Below are 17,771 nucleotides of genomic sequence, written 5' to 3' on the forward strand. Positions count from 1 at the left end.
GCAGTTTTACGTCTGCTCGGCTCCGCGGGGGCCCTCGGCGAAGAGGAAGCCCTCGGCGAAGAGAGGGAACGCCGTGCCGCACCGCTACAAGGTCCGCGAGATCGCCCAGCAGTGCGGGCTGAGCGAGGCGACTGTCGACCGCGTGCTCAACCAGCGGCCGGGCGTGCGGGAGAACACCAGGGCCGAGGTCATGCAGGCGATCACGGACCTCGACAAACAACGGGCTCAGCTGCGGCTGGTTGGACGCCGTTACCTGATCGACGTCGTGATGCAGACACCGCAACGGTTCTCCGACGCCTTCCGCGCCGCGGTCGAGGCCGAGTTGCCCGCGTTCGCTCCGGCGATGGTGCGCGCCCGATTCCACCTCTGGGAGTCGGGTTCGACGGCGCAGATGGTCGACGCGCTGGGCCGGCTGCGCGGCAGTCACGGCGTGGTGCTCAAGGCGCAGGACGATCCCGAGGTCGCCGACGCCATCGACCGCCTCGTCGACGCCGGGGTGCCGGTGGTGACCTACACGACCGACGTCCCGGCCAGTTCGCGCTGCGCCTACGTCGGCATCGACAACCACGGCGCCGGGGTGACGGCGGCCTACCTGATGAACCAGTGGCTGGGGTCTGCCCCCTCGGATGTGCTCATCACGCTGTCGCGCACGGTGTTCCGCGGCGAGGGCGAGCGCGAGGTCGGATTCCGGTCAGCATTGCGGGCCACCGGGCGCGGCATCGTCGAGGTCAGCGACAGCGACGGGATCGACGCCACCAACGAACGGCTGGTACTCCACGCGCTGCAAGAGCACCCCAATGTGGAGGCCGTCTACTCCGTTGGCGGCGGTAACACCGCCACCGTCGCGGCCTTCGACGCACTCGGGCGGCCCTGCCGAGTGTTCATCGCCCATGACCTCGACGCCGACAATCGGCGACTGCTGCGAGAGGGCCGCATCTCGGTCGTGCTGCACAACGACTTGCGCGCCGATGCGCGGCTGGCCATCCGGCTGATCCTTCAGGAGCGTGGAGCTTTGCCGGTCGAGCCGCCGCGGCCAACGCCGATCCAGGTGATCACGCCCTACAACGTGCCGGGCTAGAGCTACTGATCGGTAACCATTTCTAAGAGAATGACGTTCTCCCAAACGTGACGGAAAACACAATGGCGTCTGGTGTGAACCGCGAACACATGCACTGAGCATTGACTTTGGCGCCCGGTCATGCGGGCTTCACCTGCGCGTCGGGTAAAGGCATGCCTAAGAGAAGTGCAATAATCGGTACTGGCAGTGACATCAAAAATCAGGTGGTAGTCCATCGACGCCGCGTCGGCCTTACCGCGACTCGGAGGACATTCGCCCGGACGGTTCGAATCAGCACGGAAGGCAGGCGAGTGGGGGCGAACGGAAACGGCGCCAATCCGGCGACGCGCACCAAGCTCGAAAAGGTCGTCATTCGTTTTGCCGGTGATTCCGGCGACGGCATGCAGCTCACCGGTGACCGGTTCACCTCGGAAGCGGCGCTGTTCGGCAATGACCTTGCGACGCAACCGAACTACCCCGCCGAGATCCGTGCCCCGCAGGGCACGCTGCCCGGCGTGTCGTCGTTTCAGATCCAGATCGCCGACTACGACATCCTGACCGCCGGTGACCGTCCCGACGTGCTGGTCGCGATGAACCCCGCCGCGCTCAAGGCCAACGTGTCCGATCTGCCCCGCGGCGGCCTGATCATCGCCAACTCCGATGAGTTCACCAAGCGCAATCTGGCGAAGGTCGGCTACGAGACCAACCCGCTGGAAACCGACGAGCTGTCCGATTACGTCGTGCAGCCGGTCGCGATGACCACACTGACCCTCGGCGCCGTCGAGGCGATCGGTGCCTCCAAGAAGGACGGCCAGCGCGCCAAGAACATGTTCGCGCTCGGGCTGCTGTCGTGGATGTACGGCCGCGAACTCGAGCACAGCGAGGCGTTCATCCGCGAGAAGTTCTCGCGCAAGCCCGATATCGCCGAGGCCAACGTGCTGGCGTTGAAGGCGGGCTGGAACTACGGCGAGACCACCGAGGCGTTCGCGAGCACCTATGAGGTGTCGCCGGCCAAGCTGACCTCCGGCGAGTATCGCCAGATCTCGGGCAACACGGCGCTGGCGTACGGGCTGATCACCGCGGGCCAGCTTGGCGACATTCAATTGGTGCTCGGCAGCTACCCGATCACGCCGGCATCGGACATCCTGCACGAGCTGTCCAAGCACAAGAACTTCAACGTGCTGACTTTCCAGGCCGAAGACGAGATCGCGGGCATCGGCTCGGCCATCGGCGCGTCCTACGGCGGTGCGCTCGGCGTCACCACCACCTCGGGTCCCGGCATCTCGCTGAAATCAGAGGCCATCGGCCTAGCGGTGATGACGGAGCTTCCGCTGATCGTCGTCGACGTGCAGCGCGGCGGACCGTCCACCGGCCTGCCCACCAAAACCGAGCAGGCCGACTTGTTGCAGGCGATGTTCGGTCGCAACGGCGAGTCACCGGTCGCGATCGTGGCACCCCGCTCGCCGTCGGACTGCTTCGACGTCGCGATCGAGGCCGCCCGCATCGCGGTCACCTACCACACCCCGGTGCTGATCCTTTCCGACGGCGCGATCGCGAACGGCTCTGAGCCGTGGCGCATTCCGGACGTCAGCACCTACGCGCCCATCGAGCACACCTTCGCCAAGACGGGCGAGCCGTTCCAGCCCTACGCCCGCGACCCGGAGACCCTGGCACGCCAGTTCGCGGTGCCCGGCACACCGGGTCTCGAGCACCGCATCGGCGGTCTGGAAGCCGCCAATGGCTCGGGCAACATCTCCTACGAGCCGAAGAACCACGACCTGATGGTGCGGTTGCGTCAGGCCAAGATTGACGGCATCAAGGTGCCCGACCTCGAGGTCGACGACCCGACCGGCGACGCCGAATTGCTGATGATCGGCTGGGGCAGCAGCTACGGCCCGATCGGCGAGGCATGCCGGCGCGCCCGCCGCAAGGGCATCAAGGTCGCCCACGCCCAGCTGCGCAACCTCAACCCGTTCCCCGCCAACCTCGGCGAGGTGCTGCGCCGTTACCCGAAGGTCGTGCTGCCGGAGATGAACCTGGGCCAGCTCGCGCTGCTGTTGCGCGGCAAGTTCCTGGTCGACGTGCAGTCGGTGACCAAGGTGGAGGGCATGGCGTTTTTGGCCGACGAGGTCGAGGGCATCATCGACGCCGCGCTGGATGGGACGTTGGGCGACAAGGAAATCGACAAGGCCAAGTTCGCACGGTTGGCGACGGCCACCATAGAGAATGGCGTGGGAGCTAACGCATGACAACAGCGAGAAGCCAAGCGGATCGGGCATCGACCCAGCTGATCGGATCGGACCTCGGCGTCACCCCGCTGTCGAAGCTCAGCGGAGTCCCCACGACCGACGAGCCGCAGAAGGCCAAGGACTTCACCAGCGACCAAGAGGTCCGCTGGTGCCCCGGATGCGGTGACTACGTCATCCTCAACACCATTCGCAACTTCCTGCCCGAACTCGGGCTGCGCCGCGAGAACATCGCGTTCGTCAGCGGTATCGGCTGCTCCAGCCGGTTCCCGTACTACCTGGAAACCTACGGGTTCCACTCGATTCACGGCCGCGCCCCGACCATCGCGACCGGGCTGGCGCTGGCCCGCCCCGATCTGTCGGTGTGGGTGGTCACGGGCGACGGCGACGCGCTGTCGATCGGTGGTAACCACCTGATCCACGCGCTGCGCCGCAACATCAACATCACGATCCTGCTGTTCAACAACCGGATCTACGGGTTGACCAAGGGCCAGTACTCGCCCACCTCCGAGGTCGGCAAGATCACCAAGTCCACGCCGATGGGCTCGCTGGACTACCCGTTCAACCCGGTGTCGTTGGCGCTCGGTGCGGACGCCACATTCGTCGGCCGCGCGCTGGACTCCGACCGAAAGGGGCTGTCCGAGGTGCTGCGCGCCGCGGCCGCGCACCGCGGCGCCGCACTGGTCGAGATCCTGCAGGACTGCCCGATCTTCAACGACGGCTCGTTCGACGCGCTGCGCAAGGAAGGCGCCGAGGAGCGGATCATCAACCTGACCCACGGCGAGCCCATCACTTTCGGCACCGACGGCGCCTACTGCGTGGTGAAGTCGGGCTACGGGCTCGAGGTGGCCAAGACCGCCGACGTGTCCGCCGACGAGATCGTGGTGCACAACGCCAATGTCGAGGATCCGGCGTACGCGTTCGCATTGTCGCGGTTGTCCGAGCAGAACCTCGAGCACATGGTGATGGGCATCTTCCGTCAGGTGAGCAAGCCGACCTACGACGATGCGGCGCGCAATCAGGTCGCGTCGGCGCGCGAAGCCAAGCCGCACGACACGGCCGCGCTTCAGTCGCTGCTTCGCGGCAAGGACACCTGGACCGTCGACTAGCCTCATCTGACGTGACCCCCCTGCCGCTTGCATCGATCATTCTGGCCGGCGGGGAGTCCCGCCGGATGGGCCGCGACAAGGCCAGCCTCCCGTACCAAGGCACCACGCTGCTGCAGCGCACGGTGTCGATCGTGAGTCCGCGCTGTTCACCGGTCTTCGTGATGGCCGCGTTGGGGCAGGCACTTCCCGCGGTCGACGCCGAAGTGCTGCGCGACGAGGCCCGCGGGGTCGGCCCCTTGCTGGCGACGGGGCAAGGCCTGCAGGCGGCCGCCGACGCCGGGCGCGAATTGGCCTTCGTCTGTGCGGTGGACATGCCGCATCTCGACGCCGCTTTGATCGACGAACTGGTCGGGCCCGCGGTGCGTCTAGGCGCCGACGTGGTGCTGCCATGGGACGGTCGCGACCACTACCTGGCCGGTATCTACCGAACCTCGCTGGCCGGTCGCGTCCATGAACTGGTCGCGGCGGGGGAGCGCAGCATGCGGGCATTGGTGGACCGCGTGGACACCCAGCGGATCGTCATGCCAGAACAGCCGTCGCTGACCAACGTCAACACCGCCGCCGAACTGGCCGCCAGTATGCCGCCCCGAATTGCCTAGCAAATTCGCCGATTCTGAATTTCGAATTCGACACCCTTTCTGCCAATTGCAGCGCCCAAATCTCTTCCGATTTTCGCCTTTATTCATGCGGCCGGTGACGTCGAATGTCACCGCGTCGTCTGGTGGCGCCGACCGGTCTGAGATCGGCTGCGCGCCAAGGGCTTAATCTGCCGCTGCGTCGACAATGCCGCTGATTTCGTCACGTTACGAATTCGACCGGCCGCAGGGAACAGCCATGACGCCACACCGTGTGAAGGCCGTTGGTTGTCACGGCTGCGCTGGTTCGGCCCGCGTCGGGTGGACACCTTGGCGGGAGGCTAGGCGCCGCCGGGTTAATGAAGCCGAAATGTGCGTTCCGACAGTGGTATTCGTGACAGACCTGCATGTCCCGATCGGTGAGCGCCGCATCCGCAGCATCGCGGGAGGCGGCGAATACCTAAGTGGGACAGCGTGATTCGGATGAGCGTCGGCTGCACCGGCACTCCACCGCTCAGCGAACGGTTGACGCTGATCGCGCTGTTCGGCGCCACGAGCAACGGTTTACCCACTCGCGCGGTGGGTTTCGCCTGCGATTAAACCCGCCAGTACGTGGGCCAGCTCACAAAATGATCGTGATTCGCGTCACGGTGCCACGCCGGGGCTACGAGTTCCGCGGCCTCGCCGAATCGGTATTTGACCTGCGTGGACGTTTCTCCACACCGACCGTGATCTTCCCGTGATCTAACCGCGACACACCGATCGCTTGATATGACTTTGCGCCGCGCGCTTTGTACGTTCCCAAAAGCTTCAAACGGAGCAAATAATTTCAAAACCAAGAACCTGCGTGTGAGTCGGGGCTGACACCTAACGGGAAGCGGTTTTCGCTTCCTCGGCCGCCGGGCCTGATGCCCGGTGAGGCACTTCATGCCTCCCGCTGCCGCACCTGACCGAGACGGTGCGGCCCATCCCCCTCGCCTGTGCATCAGGCACCCACGCCCGCGTCCTCGCGCGGGTGTTCATGGCGCGCGCTTGGCGAAAGGATAGAAGTGAAGAACATCCGCAAGACGTTTGGACTGGCCGCCTTTGCCGGTGCGCTCGCTGTGGCACCGATCGCGCTGGGGGCCGGCACCGCCAATGCGGAAAGCGGCGTCAACTGGGATGCCGTCGCAGCCTGCGAATCCGGCGGCAACTGGGGGATCGCCACGGGTAACGGCTACTACGGCGGCCTGCAGTTCACCATGGGTACCTGGCATGCCAACGGCGGCAGCGGCTCGCCGCAGCACGCCAGCCGTGAGGAGCAGATTCGCGTCGCCGAGAACGTGCTCCGTTCGCAGGGCATCGGCGCCTGGCCGGTGTGCGGCAAGCGCGGCTGATAGTCAGCGGGACAGAGGCGGTGCCGGGGTCGTTCCGGCACCGCCTCTTCTTCCTCATAGACCTCTTACACCAATTAAGTAACGACTAAAACTTTTGACACTTGCGTAACGCGTGATGTTGATCACCCGAAACACCGGATAGCCGCGTCGGAGCAGCACAGCTTCTCCACAGCGGGCCTTGTTTCAAACGGTCGGGGAAGGACCGCAGTGATGAACATTGGTAAGGCTTTCACCAAGGGCTTGTTGGCCACCGCAATCGCCGGAGCGCTCGGCTGCGTGCCGATGGCCGTGTCGACGGGCATGGCCAGCGCCGACAGCGTGAATTGGGACGCCATCGCCCAGTGCGAATCCGGTGGTAATTGGGCCACCAACACCGGCAACGGCGCGTACGGCGGCCTGCAGTTCAAGCAGGCCACCTGGAGCTCCAACGGCGGTGTGGGCAACCCCGCCACCGCGTCGCGTGCCGAGCAGATCCGCGTCGCCGAGAACGTGCTGCGCACCCAGGGCCTGAAGGCGTGGCCCAAGTGCGGCGCTCGCGGCGCCAGCCCCGCCGTGTGGACGACACCGAGCACCCCGTCGGCCCCCACCACTGCAACTGGATGCGCCGCGATGCCGACCAGCGGCCTTCTCGGCTTCATCAACCCGCGCCAAATGTGCTCGGCGCTGCTCAACCCGCTGGGGGCCTGACTGCTCGCGGTCGGGATCGCCGAGCCCCCGAGTTGTATCGCGCCCGCCGGCTCATTGCGGCAACCGTCGCGTCGATCAGCCCGATACCATCTCGGCGGTACCAACCTGACCACCGTCACGATCGCCGGAGCCAGCAGCAGACGACTCGTCTAGTCGCGCGAAGGAGGACGAGTGTCCGTGATCCCCATCGACGACGCCGACATCCCCGCCGCCCGCGCGCTGCGCACCGAGTTCGCCCGCTTCTGGTCCACTGAGCGCGGGGAGCCCCGCACCGTCTACGACCGGTTCACCGCGGCCACTCCGACGGCTGCCGACGTAAACGCCCAGAATGCGACGACAGATGATCCGGGTCCGGGAATTTGGGTGCGGCCCAACGACGCAACCGCGGGCGCGGCCATCATGTTCGTCCACGGCGGCGGATACGGATTGGGCAGCGCATCGTCGTACGTCGGTTTGGTCAGCCAGATTGCCGCCCGCACACGGGTACCGGTGTTCGCACTGGAATATCCGTTGGCCCCCGAGGCCCAACTGCCTGTCGCGCTCGATCTCGCCGTGGCCACGCTGGGCCGTCTTTGTGACAGCCACGCCGCCGTCGCCGTTGTCGGTGATTCAGCGGGCGGCGGTCTTGCGCTCGCGACCGTGGCGCGTGCGGTGCGGGCCGGACTCGAAGTGGCTGCAGCGGTCGCATTCTCGCCATGGACCGACCTCAGCCTGACCGGTGCCAGCGTCCGCGAGCACGCCGTCGGTGATCCGCTGCTCGATGTGGCGTATCTGCGTGCGTCGGCGGCCGCCTATTTGGGACCCGCAGCGCCGGAAGACCCTCGGGCTTCACCACTGTTCGGGGTCGCTTCCGGTGGTGATGCGTTGCCGCCGTTGTTGATCCAGGTCGGATCTGACGAGATCCTACTCGACGATTCCCGCCGGTTCGCCGACGCCGTCGCGGGCCGCGGCGGCACCGTGGAACTCGAAGTGTGGCAAGGGATGCACCACGTCTTCCAGCTCAACGTCGAGCAATTGATCCCCGCACGCCGTGCGCTCGACACAGCCGCCGAGTTCATTTCCCGGCATCTGAACTCTTCTCGCAGCCCTGCAGTTTGATGAACGGAGTCTCGTGACGCTATTGGCGTTGTTGACTCCCACAACGCCGGCCGCAGTTGCGATATCGCCGGTCGTCGTCACACCCGCCGGGTGCGCGGATTCCACCCGGGTGCGGCGTCACATGACCGCGAACTCATTGCCTTGAGGGTCGCCCAGTACGCCGGGGTTCTCGCGCACGCTCCACCGCCAGCGATTCGGGACCATCCGCTTGTCGGCGACCCGGACGAACTTCCAAACCAAGTCCTCCCAGCCCGCTGACCCATAGAGCCAACGCGGTGTGCCGTCGGGACCGTCGCGCACCTGGGCACCGACGCGGCCCGCCCACCAGGCCGCAAGCTCCTCAGGACGATCGCTGTCTGTGCAGACCGCGAAGGCTCGGGCCGGTGGCTGATCCGTTAGCCCGCCATCAAGGAAAGCGCAGAACTCGTTGCCCTCGACATCGGCCAGCGTCACGCGTTCCGGACGGTAATCGGCCAACACCGTCGCACCGAGTTCGAGCAGTGCTTCGATCGAGTTGGTGTAGATGTCAAGGTGCACACGGTTTTTCACGACCTTTTCCTGAGTCTGTGGGCGGGCCGACAACAACGTCCGCTGCGCCTGCCGGCCGAGCGCGGCGGCCCAGAAGTCTTCCAACCCCTGCGGATCGACCGCATCGACCACCAGAGGACCGAGAGTGAGGTTCACGTCGCCTCGATCTCACGACCGTTGGGCAGCACAAAGGCTGATCGCGCCGCCACCGTCGCGAGGTGCCGGGTCATCACGGCTTCTGGCACCATCACCGTCGCGCGGCCTATCAGACCGCTGAGCAGCGCGGGCCGCAGGTTGACGATCTGGCCGACCAGCTTCGATTCCCGCACCAGGGCGCGCGCCCGCTTCCGACGAAACTGCACAAATCGAGAAAACGAAGCCGCGAGGTCGTCGGGGTGGTCGACGAACCGGGCCAGCGTCGCCGCGTCTTCCAGCCCCTGGCACCCACCCTGACCCAGATGTGGACGCATCGGGTGAGCGGCATCGCCAACCACCACGACCGGGCCCCTGCACCACTGCCGCGCCTCGTCGCGGTCATAAAGATCGTTGCGCAGGACCGCCGACGAATCGGTCGTCGCCAGCACCGACGGGATGGGGTCGGCCCATGACCCGAATCGCGCCTTGAGATAGGCCAGTTCGCCGTGCGGCGCAGCGCCGCCCTCCGGTGCGCGCTCGGTGGCGAACCAATAGGTGCGCTCGGCGCCGAGCGGGACCAGGCCGAACTCGACGCCGGGACCCAGCACTTCGCCGGCAACATCGGGGTCGATCACGCAGTCGGCCACTCCGCGCCACGCCGTGTAGCCGACATAGCGGTCGGCCAGGGCGCCGTTGAGGTGACGCGCCACCACCGAGCGGGTGCCGTCGGCGCCGACAATGGCCGCGGCTTCACGGGTCGATCCGTCCGACAGCGTGACGCGCACACCGTCGGCCGTCGCCACCAACTCCTGAGCGGATCGCCCGGTGTGCACGGTCCCGTCGCTGAGCGCATCGGTGAGCACGCCGGTCAGCGCGGAGCGACGGATCACCACCAACGGCTCACCCAGCGACTTGACCAGTCGCTGTTTGGCGGGATGACGCAACCAGGTGCCGTCGCGCCAGCGCAGCGCACCGGCGGTCACCCGCCCACCGGCGTCCCGGACTGCGTCGCCGAGGCTGATTTCATCAAGTGCCGCAAGAGCATTGGGCCAGATGCTGATTCCGGCACCGGACGCGGTGTCGGTGCGTTCTTCGATGACGCTGACGTCGTGCCCACGTCGTTGCAGCGCGACGGCCGTCGCCAGTCCTGTGATGCCTGCCCCGATGATCAGGATGTGCTGGGCCATCCCATCAACGTAACGGTTACAGGTCGAAGGTCAGCAGCGTGCTCGTTGCCGTCGCGACCACGGTTCCGCGGGTATCGGTCAAAACTCCTTCGGTGAAGCCGACTCGCGAACCGGCCTTGACCACCGTGCCGGTGGCGGTCAGCAGTCCGCTGTCGAGTCGGACCGCCTTGAGGTAGTTCACCTTGATCTCGATGGAGGTGTAGCCCTTGCCCCGCGGCAGCGTGGTGTGCACCGCGCAGCCCGTCACCGAATCCAGCAGCGTGCAGATCAATCCGCCGTGGATGGTTCCGATCGGGTTGTACGCGGATTCGTGTGGGACGCAGGTGAATACGGCCCGGCCATGCTCGACCTCGACGAGCTCGAATTGCAGGAGTCCTGCGATCGGCGGCGGGGGAAGTGCGCCGTCGACCATCGCGCGTAAGTAGTCGATACCCGCCATCGAGAGTCCCTTGGCGGTGGTGGGACCGGGCGAGTGCCACCTCACGGTGCGCGAGCGTTCCTGACCCCAGTCGGCGCGAAGGTCGGGGTCAACGAGTTCTGCGGTCATCGAGATTCCTTCTGTTCGCTCAGTAGTCGGTACTTCTGCTGTCGGTCGGGATCATCGGGGGAGACGGCGTGCGCCTTACCCCACGCCAGAAGCGCGTCGAGCACCGGAATCAGGGCTTCCCCTGCAGCGGTCAGTCGGTACTCGTAACGGGTGGGCGCACTTTGATAGGGCGACCGCACCACGACGCCGGCACTCTCGAGTGCCTTCAGTCTCGCCGAGATCCGGTCGCGGGGCGCCCCTGTGCCGGCGACGATGTCGCCGAAGTGGGTTGCCCCGAGTGCGATCTCCCTGACGATCAGCAGCGCCCACCGCTCGCCGACGAGTTCGAGCGCCGCGGCGATCGGGCATGGCCGCCCTGGAAGCTCACGCAACACCACTGCGCTCATGCCTCCAGCATGACCACTATGAGTTTGAAAGTCAAACTGACTAGGGAATCGGTTTGCGTCGTGTGCTACCAAGTGCACATGACGACACCATTCGACGACCTCGACGAATCCCTCGCTTTGCCGCGCGCATCGGGTCTGGCGGTGTCACCGGACGGATCGCGTGTCGTCACGTCGATCACCGAACTGAACGAAAAGCGCACCGAGTTCGTCACCGCCATCTGGGAAGTGCACCCGGACGGCCGACGACCTGCTCGCCGGCTGACTCGCGGCGCGAAGGGCGAGTCGTCGCCAGTGTTCACAGCCGAGGGCGATCTGCTGTTCCTGGCCGCCCGGCCGACCGAGGACGACGACACGCCGCCCGCGTCGTTGTGGCGGTTACCCGCCCGAGGCGGCGAAGCCGTCGAGGTGCTGGCGCTGCCCGGCGGCGTCGACGGCGTACGCACCGCGCGGACCGCGAGCACCACAGTGGTGACCGCGAAGCTGCTGCGCTCCGCCGACGGCGTCGACGAGAACCAGCGCCTGTGGGCGCTGCGCAAGGACAACAAGGTGTCGGCGGTGCTGCACAGCGGCTATCCGGTGCGGTACTGGGATCACGATCTGGGGCCCGACCAGCCGCACCTACTCGATGTGGACGGGTCGCGCGACCTGACTCCTGTGCCCGGTGACGCGTTGCGCGAGGCCGACTTCGCGGTCAGTCCGGACGGCACCTTCGTGGTGGCGTCGTGGCATGTCCCGGCGCCCGGCGCCGCGATCCGCGGCACGTTGGTCCGCATCGACGTTGCCGACGCGCAGCGCACCGTTATCGCCGACGACCCCAGCGCCGACTTGGGGTTACCCGCGATCTCGCCGGACGGGGCCGCGGTGGCGTTCACCAGGGAGACTCATTCCACGCCGCAGAAGGCACCGCGAATCACGCTGTGTCACATGCGGTTCGGTGCGCCGTTCGTCGAACTGACGGAATGGGACCGATGGCCGACGTCGGTCACCTGGTCCGTCGACGGCTCGGCGCTGATCGTCACTGCCGACGACAACGGCCGCGGCCCCATCTTCCTTGTCGATCCTGCCAGCAGCGCCGTTCGCAGGCTCACCGACGACGACTACACCTACACCGACGTACGCGCTGCACCCGACGCGGTCGTGTACGCGATGCGCAGTAACTATGCACGGCCGCCGCATCCGGTCCGGATCGATCCCGACGGCACCGTGACGGAGTTGGCGTGCCTGGCGGTCCCCGACCTGCCCGGCACACTGACGGAGGTGACCGCGACGGCCGACGACGGGCGGGCCGTGCGGTCGTGGTTGGCGGTGCCGCACGGTGACGATCCGGCGCCACTGGTGTTGTGGGTGCACGGCGGACCGCTGGCCAGCTGGAACGCCTGGCACTGGCGGTGGAATCCATGGCTGCTCGTCGCCAAGGGCTATGCAGTGCTGCTACCGGATCCCGCACTGTCTACCGGCTACGGCCAGGATTTCATTCAACGCGGGTGGGGCGCATGGGGTTTCGCGCCGTACACCGATCTGATGGCGGCGACAGACGCCGCGTGCGCGCACCCCAGGATCGACGCCACGCGCACCGCGGCGATGGGTGGCTCGTTCGGCGGCTACATGGCCAATTGGATCGCGGGGCACACCGACCGGTTCGACGCGATCGTCACGCACGCCAGCCTGTGGGCGCTCGACCAGTTCGGACCGACCACCGACGGCGCGTACTGGTGGGCGCGCGAGATGACACCGGAGATGACGGAGCGCAATTCACCGCACCGCTTCGTCGGCGAGATCCGCACGCCGATGCTCGTCATCCACGGCGACAAGGACTACCGGGTGCCGATCGGCGAAGCGCTGCGGTTGTGGTTCGAGCTTCTCACCGAGTCCGGCCTGCCCGCCGCCGACGACGGCACCAGCGAGCATCGGTTCCTCTACTTTCCGTCGGAGAACCACTGGGTGCTCAGCCCGCAGCACGCCAAGATCTGGTACCAGGTGGTCACCGCGTTTCTGGCCCGTCATGTGTTGGGACAGCACGTCGAACCGCCGGAATTGCTGGGGTAGCGTCGTCTTGCATGGCGGCAACTGAGCGTGAATTCGACATCGTCCTGTACGGCGCGACCGGCTTCGCCGGCAAGCTGACCGCACAGTATATGGCCAGTGCAGGAGGCGATGCGCGCATCGCGCTGGCGGGCCGGTCGCCGGACAGACTGCTCGCTGTCAGGGAGACGCTCGGGGAGAAGGCGCAGCAATGGCCGCTGATCGTGGCGGACGCCTCACAGCCGTCGACGCTGAATGCCATGGCCGCCAGGACGCAGGTGGTGGTGACCACTGTCGGGCCCTACCTCAAGTACGGGCTGCCGTTGGTCGCCGCATGCGCCGCCGCCGGCACGGATTACGCCGACCTGACCGGGGAAGCGCTGTTCATCCGGGAAAGCATTGACCTCCATCACAAGCAGGCCATCGACACCGGCGCCCGCATCGTGCACTCGTGTGGATTCGATTCCATCCCTTCGGATCTCACCGTCTTCGCATTGTACCGACGCGCCGCAGAGGACGACGCGGGTCAGCTGACCGACACCAACATGGTGGTGCGTTCGTTTGCAGCCGGGGTGTCCGGCGGCACCATCGCGTCGATGATCGAACTGTTCCGCGCGGCGTCGTCCGATCCCGAGGCGCGGGCCTTGATGTCCGACCCGTACACGCTGACCCCCGACCGCAGCGCGGAACCGGAACTGGGCGGACAGCCCGACGCCCGGTGGCGGCGTGGCAGGGAGATCGCGCCCGAACTGGACGGCTACTGGACCGGGGCGTTCGTGATGGCCATCGCGAATACCCGAATTGTCCGCCGCTCGAACGCATTACTCGACTATGCATACGGCAGGCGGTTCGAGTACGCCGAGCAGATGAGCCTTGGCAAGTCGATCGCCGCGCCTGTTGCCGCTGCCATGGCCACCGCAGGCAACACCGCGACGGTGGCGCTCGGCACGCGCTATTTCAATCGGTTGCCCGACAAACTCATCGAACGGATCGTCCCGAAACCGGGCACCGGGCCCAACGAACGCGTCCGCGAACAGGGCCACTACACCTTCGAGACCTACACCACGACGACCTCAGGGGCGCGCTACCGGTGCACCATGTCGCAGAAGGGCGATCCCGGATACAAGGCCACGTCGGTGTTGCTGGGCGAGAGCGGATTGGCGCTCGCGCTGGACCGCGACCGCCTGTCCGAGCTACGCGGTGTGCTGACCCCGGCCGCCGCGATGGGCGATGCGCTGATCGCCCGATTTCCCGGCGCCGGAGTGGCATTGGAGACAACGCGGTTGAATTGAAGGCCTGCGCAGAACGCTGTGCGCCAAGATCAGACCGGCTAGTGTCGGCACCGCGACTTTCAACGACGAAGGTGGAGATGCGATGGCTGATCTCGACGATCTTTACGCCCAGATCCCTGTTTCGGAGATAGCGACCAAACTGGGTGCCGACGAAGGCGAAGTGAACAACGCGATTCGGACTTTGGTGCCCGCGCTCGTCGGTGGTGTCGCGGAAAACGTGCACGCTGATCAGATCGATTCCAGTGACCTCGAGTCCGCCGTCGCGCAAGAAGGCACCAGCGGCCTGCTCGACGGTGGGGTGAGCGTCGACGCGGTCGACGAGAATCGGGGCGACCAGTACGTCGCGAAGATCTTCGGCGGCAACGACAGCAATGCGGTCGCCTCCGCGCTGGCGGGCCAGGGTGCCGGCGGTGGCGATCTGATCAAGAAACTGCTGCCGATCCTGGCGCCGATCGTGCTGGCCTACCTCGGCAAACAATTGACGAGGGGCTCACAACAGCAGGGCCAGGCCGCGGGTGGTGGCGGGCTGGGTGACGTGCTTGGCAGCATCCTCGGCGGCACAGGCACAGGCAGCGGCGGCGGAGACAACCCGTTGGGTAGCATCCTCGGCAGCGTGCTCGGCGGCGGCGGTGGCGGTCAGAGCAATCCGATCGGGGAGATCCTCGGCGGGTTGCTGGGCGGCAAGAAGTAGGCCCACTCCCGAGCGGACGCGGCGGGGTCGCTTTTGCGCGGCGTGTCGGGGCCTTTTACGACTGCTCGCGGTGTCTCCCTAGAATTGCCGAGGTGACCGCCAGCACCAACGCATCCGCCGAAGCCCTGCCCAAGTCGTGGGATCCGGGCGCGGTGGAATCGCAGATCTACGAGGGCTGGGTGAACGCCGGTTACTTCAAGGCCGACGCCGCCAGCGGTAAACCCCCGTACTCGATCGTGCTGCCACCGCCGAATGTGACCGGCAGCCTGCACATGGGTCATGCGCTCGACCACACGCTGATGGACGCGCTGACCCGCCGCAAACGGATGCAGGGCTACGAGGTGCTGTGGCTGCCCGGCATGGATCACGCGGGTATCGCCACCCAGAGCGTGGTGGAAAAGCAGTTGCTGGTCGACGGCAAGACAAAGGAAGACTTCGGCCGCGAACTGTTCATCGAGAAGGTCTGGGACTGGAAGCGCGAATCCGGCGGAACCATCGGCTGGCAGATGCGCGCGCTCGGTGACGGCGTGGACTGGAGCCGCGACCGGTTCACCATGGACGACGGCCTGTCGCGGGCGGTCCGCACCATCTTCAAGCGGCTGTTCGACGCGGGGCTGATCTACCAGGCCGAGCGTCTGGTCAACTGGTCGCCCATCCTGGAAACCGCGATCTCCGACCTCGAGGTGTCCTACGTCGACGTCGAGGGCGAGTTGGTGTCGTTCCGGTACGGCTCACTGGATGACAGCGAATCCCACATCGTGGTCGCCACCACCCGCGTCGAGACGATGCTGGGGGACACCGCGATCGCCGTGCACCCCGACGACGACCGCTATCGTGATCTCGTCGGCAAGACACTGCCGCACCCGTTCTTGGATCGTGACATCATCATCGTCGCCGACAGCCACGTCGATCCCGAATTCGGCACCGGCGCAGTGAAAGTCACCCCCGCGCACGACCCGAACGACTTCGAGATCGGGCTGCGGCACCAGCTGCCGATGCCGTCGATCATGGACACCAAGGGCCGGATCGCGAACACCGGAACCGAATTCGACGGCCTCGACCGTTTCGAGGCGCGCGTCAAGGTCCGCGAGGCGCTGGCCGAGCAGGGCCGCATCGTCGCGGAGAAACGCCCCTATGTGCACAGCGTCGGCCATTCCGAGCGCAGCGGCGAGCCGATCGAGCCGCGACTGTCGCTGCAATGGTGGGTCAAGGTCGAGTCGATGGCGAAGGCTGCGGGTGACGCCGTGCGTAACGGCGACACCGTGATTCACCCGCCGAGCCTGGAGCCGCGGTGGTTCGCCTGGGTCGACAACATGCACGACTGGTGCATCTCCCGTCAGCTGTGGTGGGGCCATCGCATCCCCATCTGGCACGGTCCCAACGGTGAAACCGTCTGCGTCGGACCCGACGAAGCCCCGCCCGAGGGCTGGCGGCAGGACCCCGACGTGCTCGACACCTGGTTCTCTTCGGCGCTGTGGCCGTTCTCCACCATGGGCTGGCCCGAGCACACCGACGACCTGGCGAAGTTCTATCCGACGACGGTGCTGGTGACCGGATACGACATCCTGTTCTTCTGGGTCGCGCGGATGATGATGTTCGGCACGTTCGTCGGTGACGACCCCGCCATCACCCTCGGCGGCACGCGTGCACGGCAGGTGCCGTTCGAAAACGTGTTCCTGCACGGCCTGATTCGCGACGAATTCGGTCGCAAGATGAGCAAGTCGCGCGGCAACGGCATCGACCCGCTGGACTGGGTCGAGCAGTTCGGCGCCGACGCGCTGCGCTTCACCCTGGCCCGCGGCGCCAGCCCCGGCGGCGACCTGTCCATCGGCGAGGACCACGCCCGTGCGTCGCGCAACTTCGCCACCAAGCTGTTCAACGCGACTCGGTTCGCGTTGCTGAACGGCGCGGCGCCGGCGCCCGTGCCCGACGCCGAAGAGCTGACCGACGCCGACCGGTGGATCCTCGGCAGGTTGGAACAGGTTCGTGCCGAAGTGGATTCGGCGTTCGACGGCTATGAGTTCGGCAGGGCCTGCGAGTCGCTCTATCACTTCGCCTGGGACGAGTTCTGCGACTGGTATGTCGAGCTTGCCAAGGTCCAGCTGGCGGACGGTGTGAAGCACACGACGGCGGTGCTGGCCGCCGTGCTGGACACGCTGCTCAAGCTGCTGCATCCGGTGATGCCGTTCGTCACCGAGGTGCTGTGGAAGACGCTGACCGGCGGCGAGTCGATCGTCATCGCGGACTGGCCGCAGTCGTCCGGCTTCACGGTGGATCCCATTGCCGCGCAACGCATCGCGGACATGCAGAAGCTGATCACCGAGGTCCGCCGATTCCGTAGCGATCAGGGGCTCAACGACAGGCAGCGAGTGCCCGCCCGACTGTCGGACATCGAGACCGGCGACCTCGAAGCGCAGGTGCCCGCCGTACGGTCGCTGGCCTGGCTCACCGAGAGCGACGAATCGTTCAAGGCTTCCGCACAGGTCGAGGTGCGACTGTCGCAGGCCACCGTCGTCGTCGAGGTCGACACCTCGGGCACCGTCGACGTCGCCGCCGAACGGCGTCGCCTCGAGAAGGACCTGGCCGCTGCGCAGAAGGAATTGGCAGGCACCACAGGAAAACTCAGCAATGACGCATTCCTTGCCAAGGCGCCCGCCGACGTCGTCGAGAAAATCCGCGCGCGTCAAGAGGTGGCAAGCGAAGAGGTCGACCGGATCACGTCGAGGCTGGCTGGGCTCGGCCGATGAGCGCTTGCGCGAAGAGCGGACAACGGCCGATGAGCGCTTGCGCGAAGAGCGGACAACGGCCGATGAGCGCTTGCGCGAAGAGCGGACA

The 17,771-nt window shown here is 66.5% G+C and carries 14 protein-coding genes and 1 pseudogene; 11 read left to right on the forward strand and 4 right to left on the reverse strand.

Going from position 1 to position 17,771, the window contains the following annotated elements:
* Nucleotides 1–73: 73 nt before the first annotated feature.
* The 7 genes and pseudogenes from ACGFK1_RS25435 (at nucleotide 74) to ACGFK1_RS25465 (ending at nucleotide 8,148) form a co-directional block, all read left to right on the forward strand.
* Nucleotides 74–1,078: a LacI family DNA-binding transcriptional regulator gene (locus ACGFK1_RS25435; RefSeq protein WP_393435979.1), complete on the forward strand. Its 1,005-nt coding sequence runs from the start codon at nucleotides 74–76 to the stop codon at nucleotides 1,076–1,078.
* A gap of 290 nt (nucleotides 1,079–1,368) precedes the next feature.
* Entirely contained in the window at nucleotides 1,369–3,306 is a 1,938-nt protein-coding gene (locus ACGFK1_RS25440; RefSeq protein ID WP_393435982.1) for a 2-oxoacid:acceptor oxidoreductase subunit alpha, read from the forward strand.
* Entirely contained in the window at nucleotides 3,303–4,412 is a 1,110-nt protein-coding gene (locus tag ACGFK1_RS25445; RefSeq protein WP_393435984.1) for a 2-oxoacid:ferredoxin oxidoreductase subunit beta, read from the forward strand. The genes ACGFK1_RS25440 and ACGFK1_RS25445 overlap by 4 nt, the downstream gene beginning before the upstream one ends.
* An 11-nt stretch (nucleotides 4,413–4,423) precedes the next feature.
* Complete coding sequence (mobA, locus tag ACGFK1_RS25450) at nucleotides 4,424–5,011, forward strand: molybdenum cofactor guanylyltransferase (protein WP_393435987.1); 588 nt, start codon at nucleotides 4,424–4,426, stop codon at nucleotides 5,009–5,011.
* 1,124 nt (nucleotides 5,012–6,135) lie between these two features.
* Nucleotides 6,136–6,363 (forward strand): annotated as a pseudogene (locus ACGFK1_RS25455) (transglycosylase family protein); the annotation flags it as partial.
* A gap of 210 nt (nucleotides 6,364–6,573) precedes the next feature.
* Complete coding sequence (locus tag ACGFK1_RS25460; protein WP_393435990.1) at nucleotides 6,574–7,050, forward strand: transglycosylase family protein; 477 nt, start codon at nucleotides 6,574–6,576, stop codon at nucleotides 7,048–7,050.
* A gap of 171 nt (nucleotides 7,051–7,221) precedes the next feature.
* Nucleotides 7,222–8,148 (forward strand): alpha/beta hydrolase, encoded by a 927-nt coding sequence (locus ACGFK1_RS25465; RefSeq protein WP_393435993.1) that lies wholly within the window; start codon nucleotides 7,222–7,224, stop codon nucleotides 8,146–8,148.
* A gap of 117 nt (nucleotides 8,149–8,265) precedes the next feature.
* Here ACGFK1_RS25465 and ACGFK1_RS25470 read toward each other — a convergent pair whose 3' ends face one another.
* Genes ACGFK1_RS25470 through ACGFK1_RS25485 form a run of 4 tightly spaced genes read right to left on the reverse strand, consistent with a single transcriptional unit; the run spans nucleotide 8,266 to nucleotide 10,931 of the window.
* The gene (locus ACGFK1_RS25470; protein WP_393435996.1) at nucleotides 8,266–8,832 is read right to left on the reverse strand and encodes a VOC family protein; all 567 of its coding nucleotides are present in this window, start codon (nucleotides 8,830–8,832) and stop codon (nucleotides 8,266–8,268) included.
* Nucleotides 8,829–9,998, reverse strand: coding sequence for an FAD-dependent oxidoreductase (locus ACGFK1_RS25475; RefSeq protein WP_393435999.1), 1,170 nt, complete (start codon nucleotides 9,996–9,998; stop codon nucleotides 8,829–8,831). The genes ACGFK1_RS25470 and ACGFK1_RS25475 overlap by 4 nt, the downstream gene beginning before the upstream one ends.
* 16 nt (nucleotides 9,999–10,014) lie before the next feature.
* The gene (locus tag ACGFK1_RS25480; RefSeq protein ID WP_393436002.1) at nucleotides 10,015–10,545 is read right to left on the reverse strand and encodes a PaaI family thioesterase; all 531 of its coding nucleotides are present in this window, start codon (nucleotides 10,543–10,545) and stop codon (nucleotides 10,015–10,017) included.
* Complete coding sequence (locus tag ACGFK1_RS25485; RefSeq protein ID WP_393436005.1) at nucleotides 10,542–10,931, reverse strand: winged helix-turn-helix transcriptional regulator; 390 nt, start codon at nucleotides 10,929–10,931, stop codon at nucleotides 10,542–10,544. Before ACGFK1_RS25485 ends, ACGFK1_RS25480 begins: the two co-directional genes overlap by 4 nt.
* A gap of 78 nt (nucleotides 10,932–11,009) precedes the next feature.
* Here ACGFK1_RS25485 and ACGFK1_RS25490 point away from each other — a divergent pair, with 78 nt between their 5' ends.
* The 4 genes from ACGFK1_RS25490 to ACGFK1_RS25505 all read left to right on the forward strand — a co-directional run bounded on the left by ACGFK1_RS25490 (nucleotide 11,010) and on the right by ACGFK1_RS25505 (nucleotide 17,683).
* Nucleotides 11,010–12,977, forward strand: coding sequence for a prolyl oligopeptidase family serine peptidase (locus ACGFK1_RS25490; RefSeq protein ID WP_393436008.1), 1,968 nt, complete (start codon nucleotides 11,010–11,012; stop codon nucleotides 12,975–12,977).
* 11 nt (nucleotides 12,978–12,988) lie between these two features.
* A complete protein-coding gene (locus tag ACGFK1_RS25495; RefSeq protein ID WP_393436011.1) occupies nucleotides 12,989–14,245 on the forward strand; it encodes a saccharopine dehydrogenase family protein in 1,257 nt (418 codons plus the stop codon).
* An 82-nt stretch (nucleotides 14,246–14,327) separates the two neighbouring features.
* Nucleotides 14,328–14,936 (forward strand): DUF937 domain-containing protein, encoded by a 609-nt coding sequence (locus ACGFK1_RS25500; protein WP_393436014.1) that lies wholly within the window; start codon nucleotides 14,328–14,330, stop codon nucleotides 14,934–14,936.
* A gap of 92 nt (nucleotides 14,937–15,028) precedes the next feature.
* Complete coding sequence (locus ACGFK1_RS25505; protein WP_393436017.1) at nucleotides 15,029–17,683, forward strand: valine--tRNA ligase; 2,655 nt, start codon at nucleotides 15,029–15,031, stop codon at nucleotides 17,681–17,683.
* Nucleotides 17,684–17,771: the final 88 nt, after the last annotated feature.

The organism is Mycobacterium sp. NPDC048908, from assembly GCF_043197955.1.
Taxonomy (GTDB): domain Bacteria; phylum Actinomycetota; class Actinomycetes; order Mycobacteriales; family Mycobacteriaceae; genus Mycobacterium.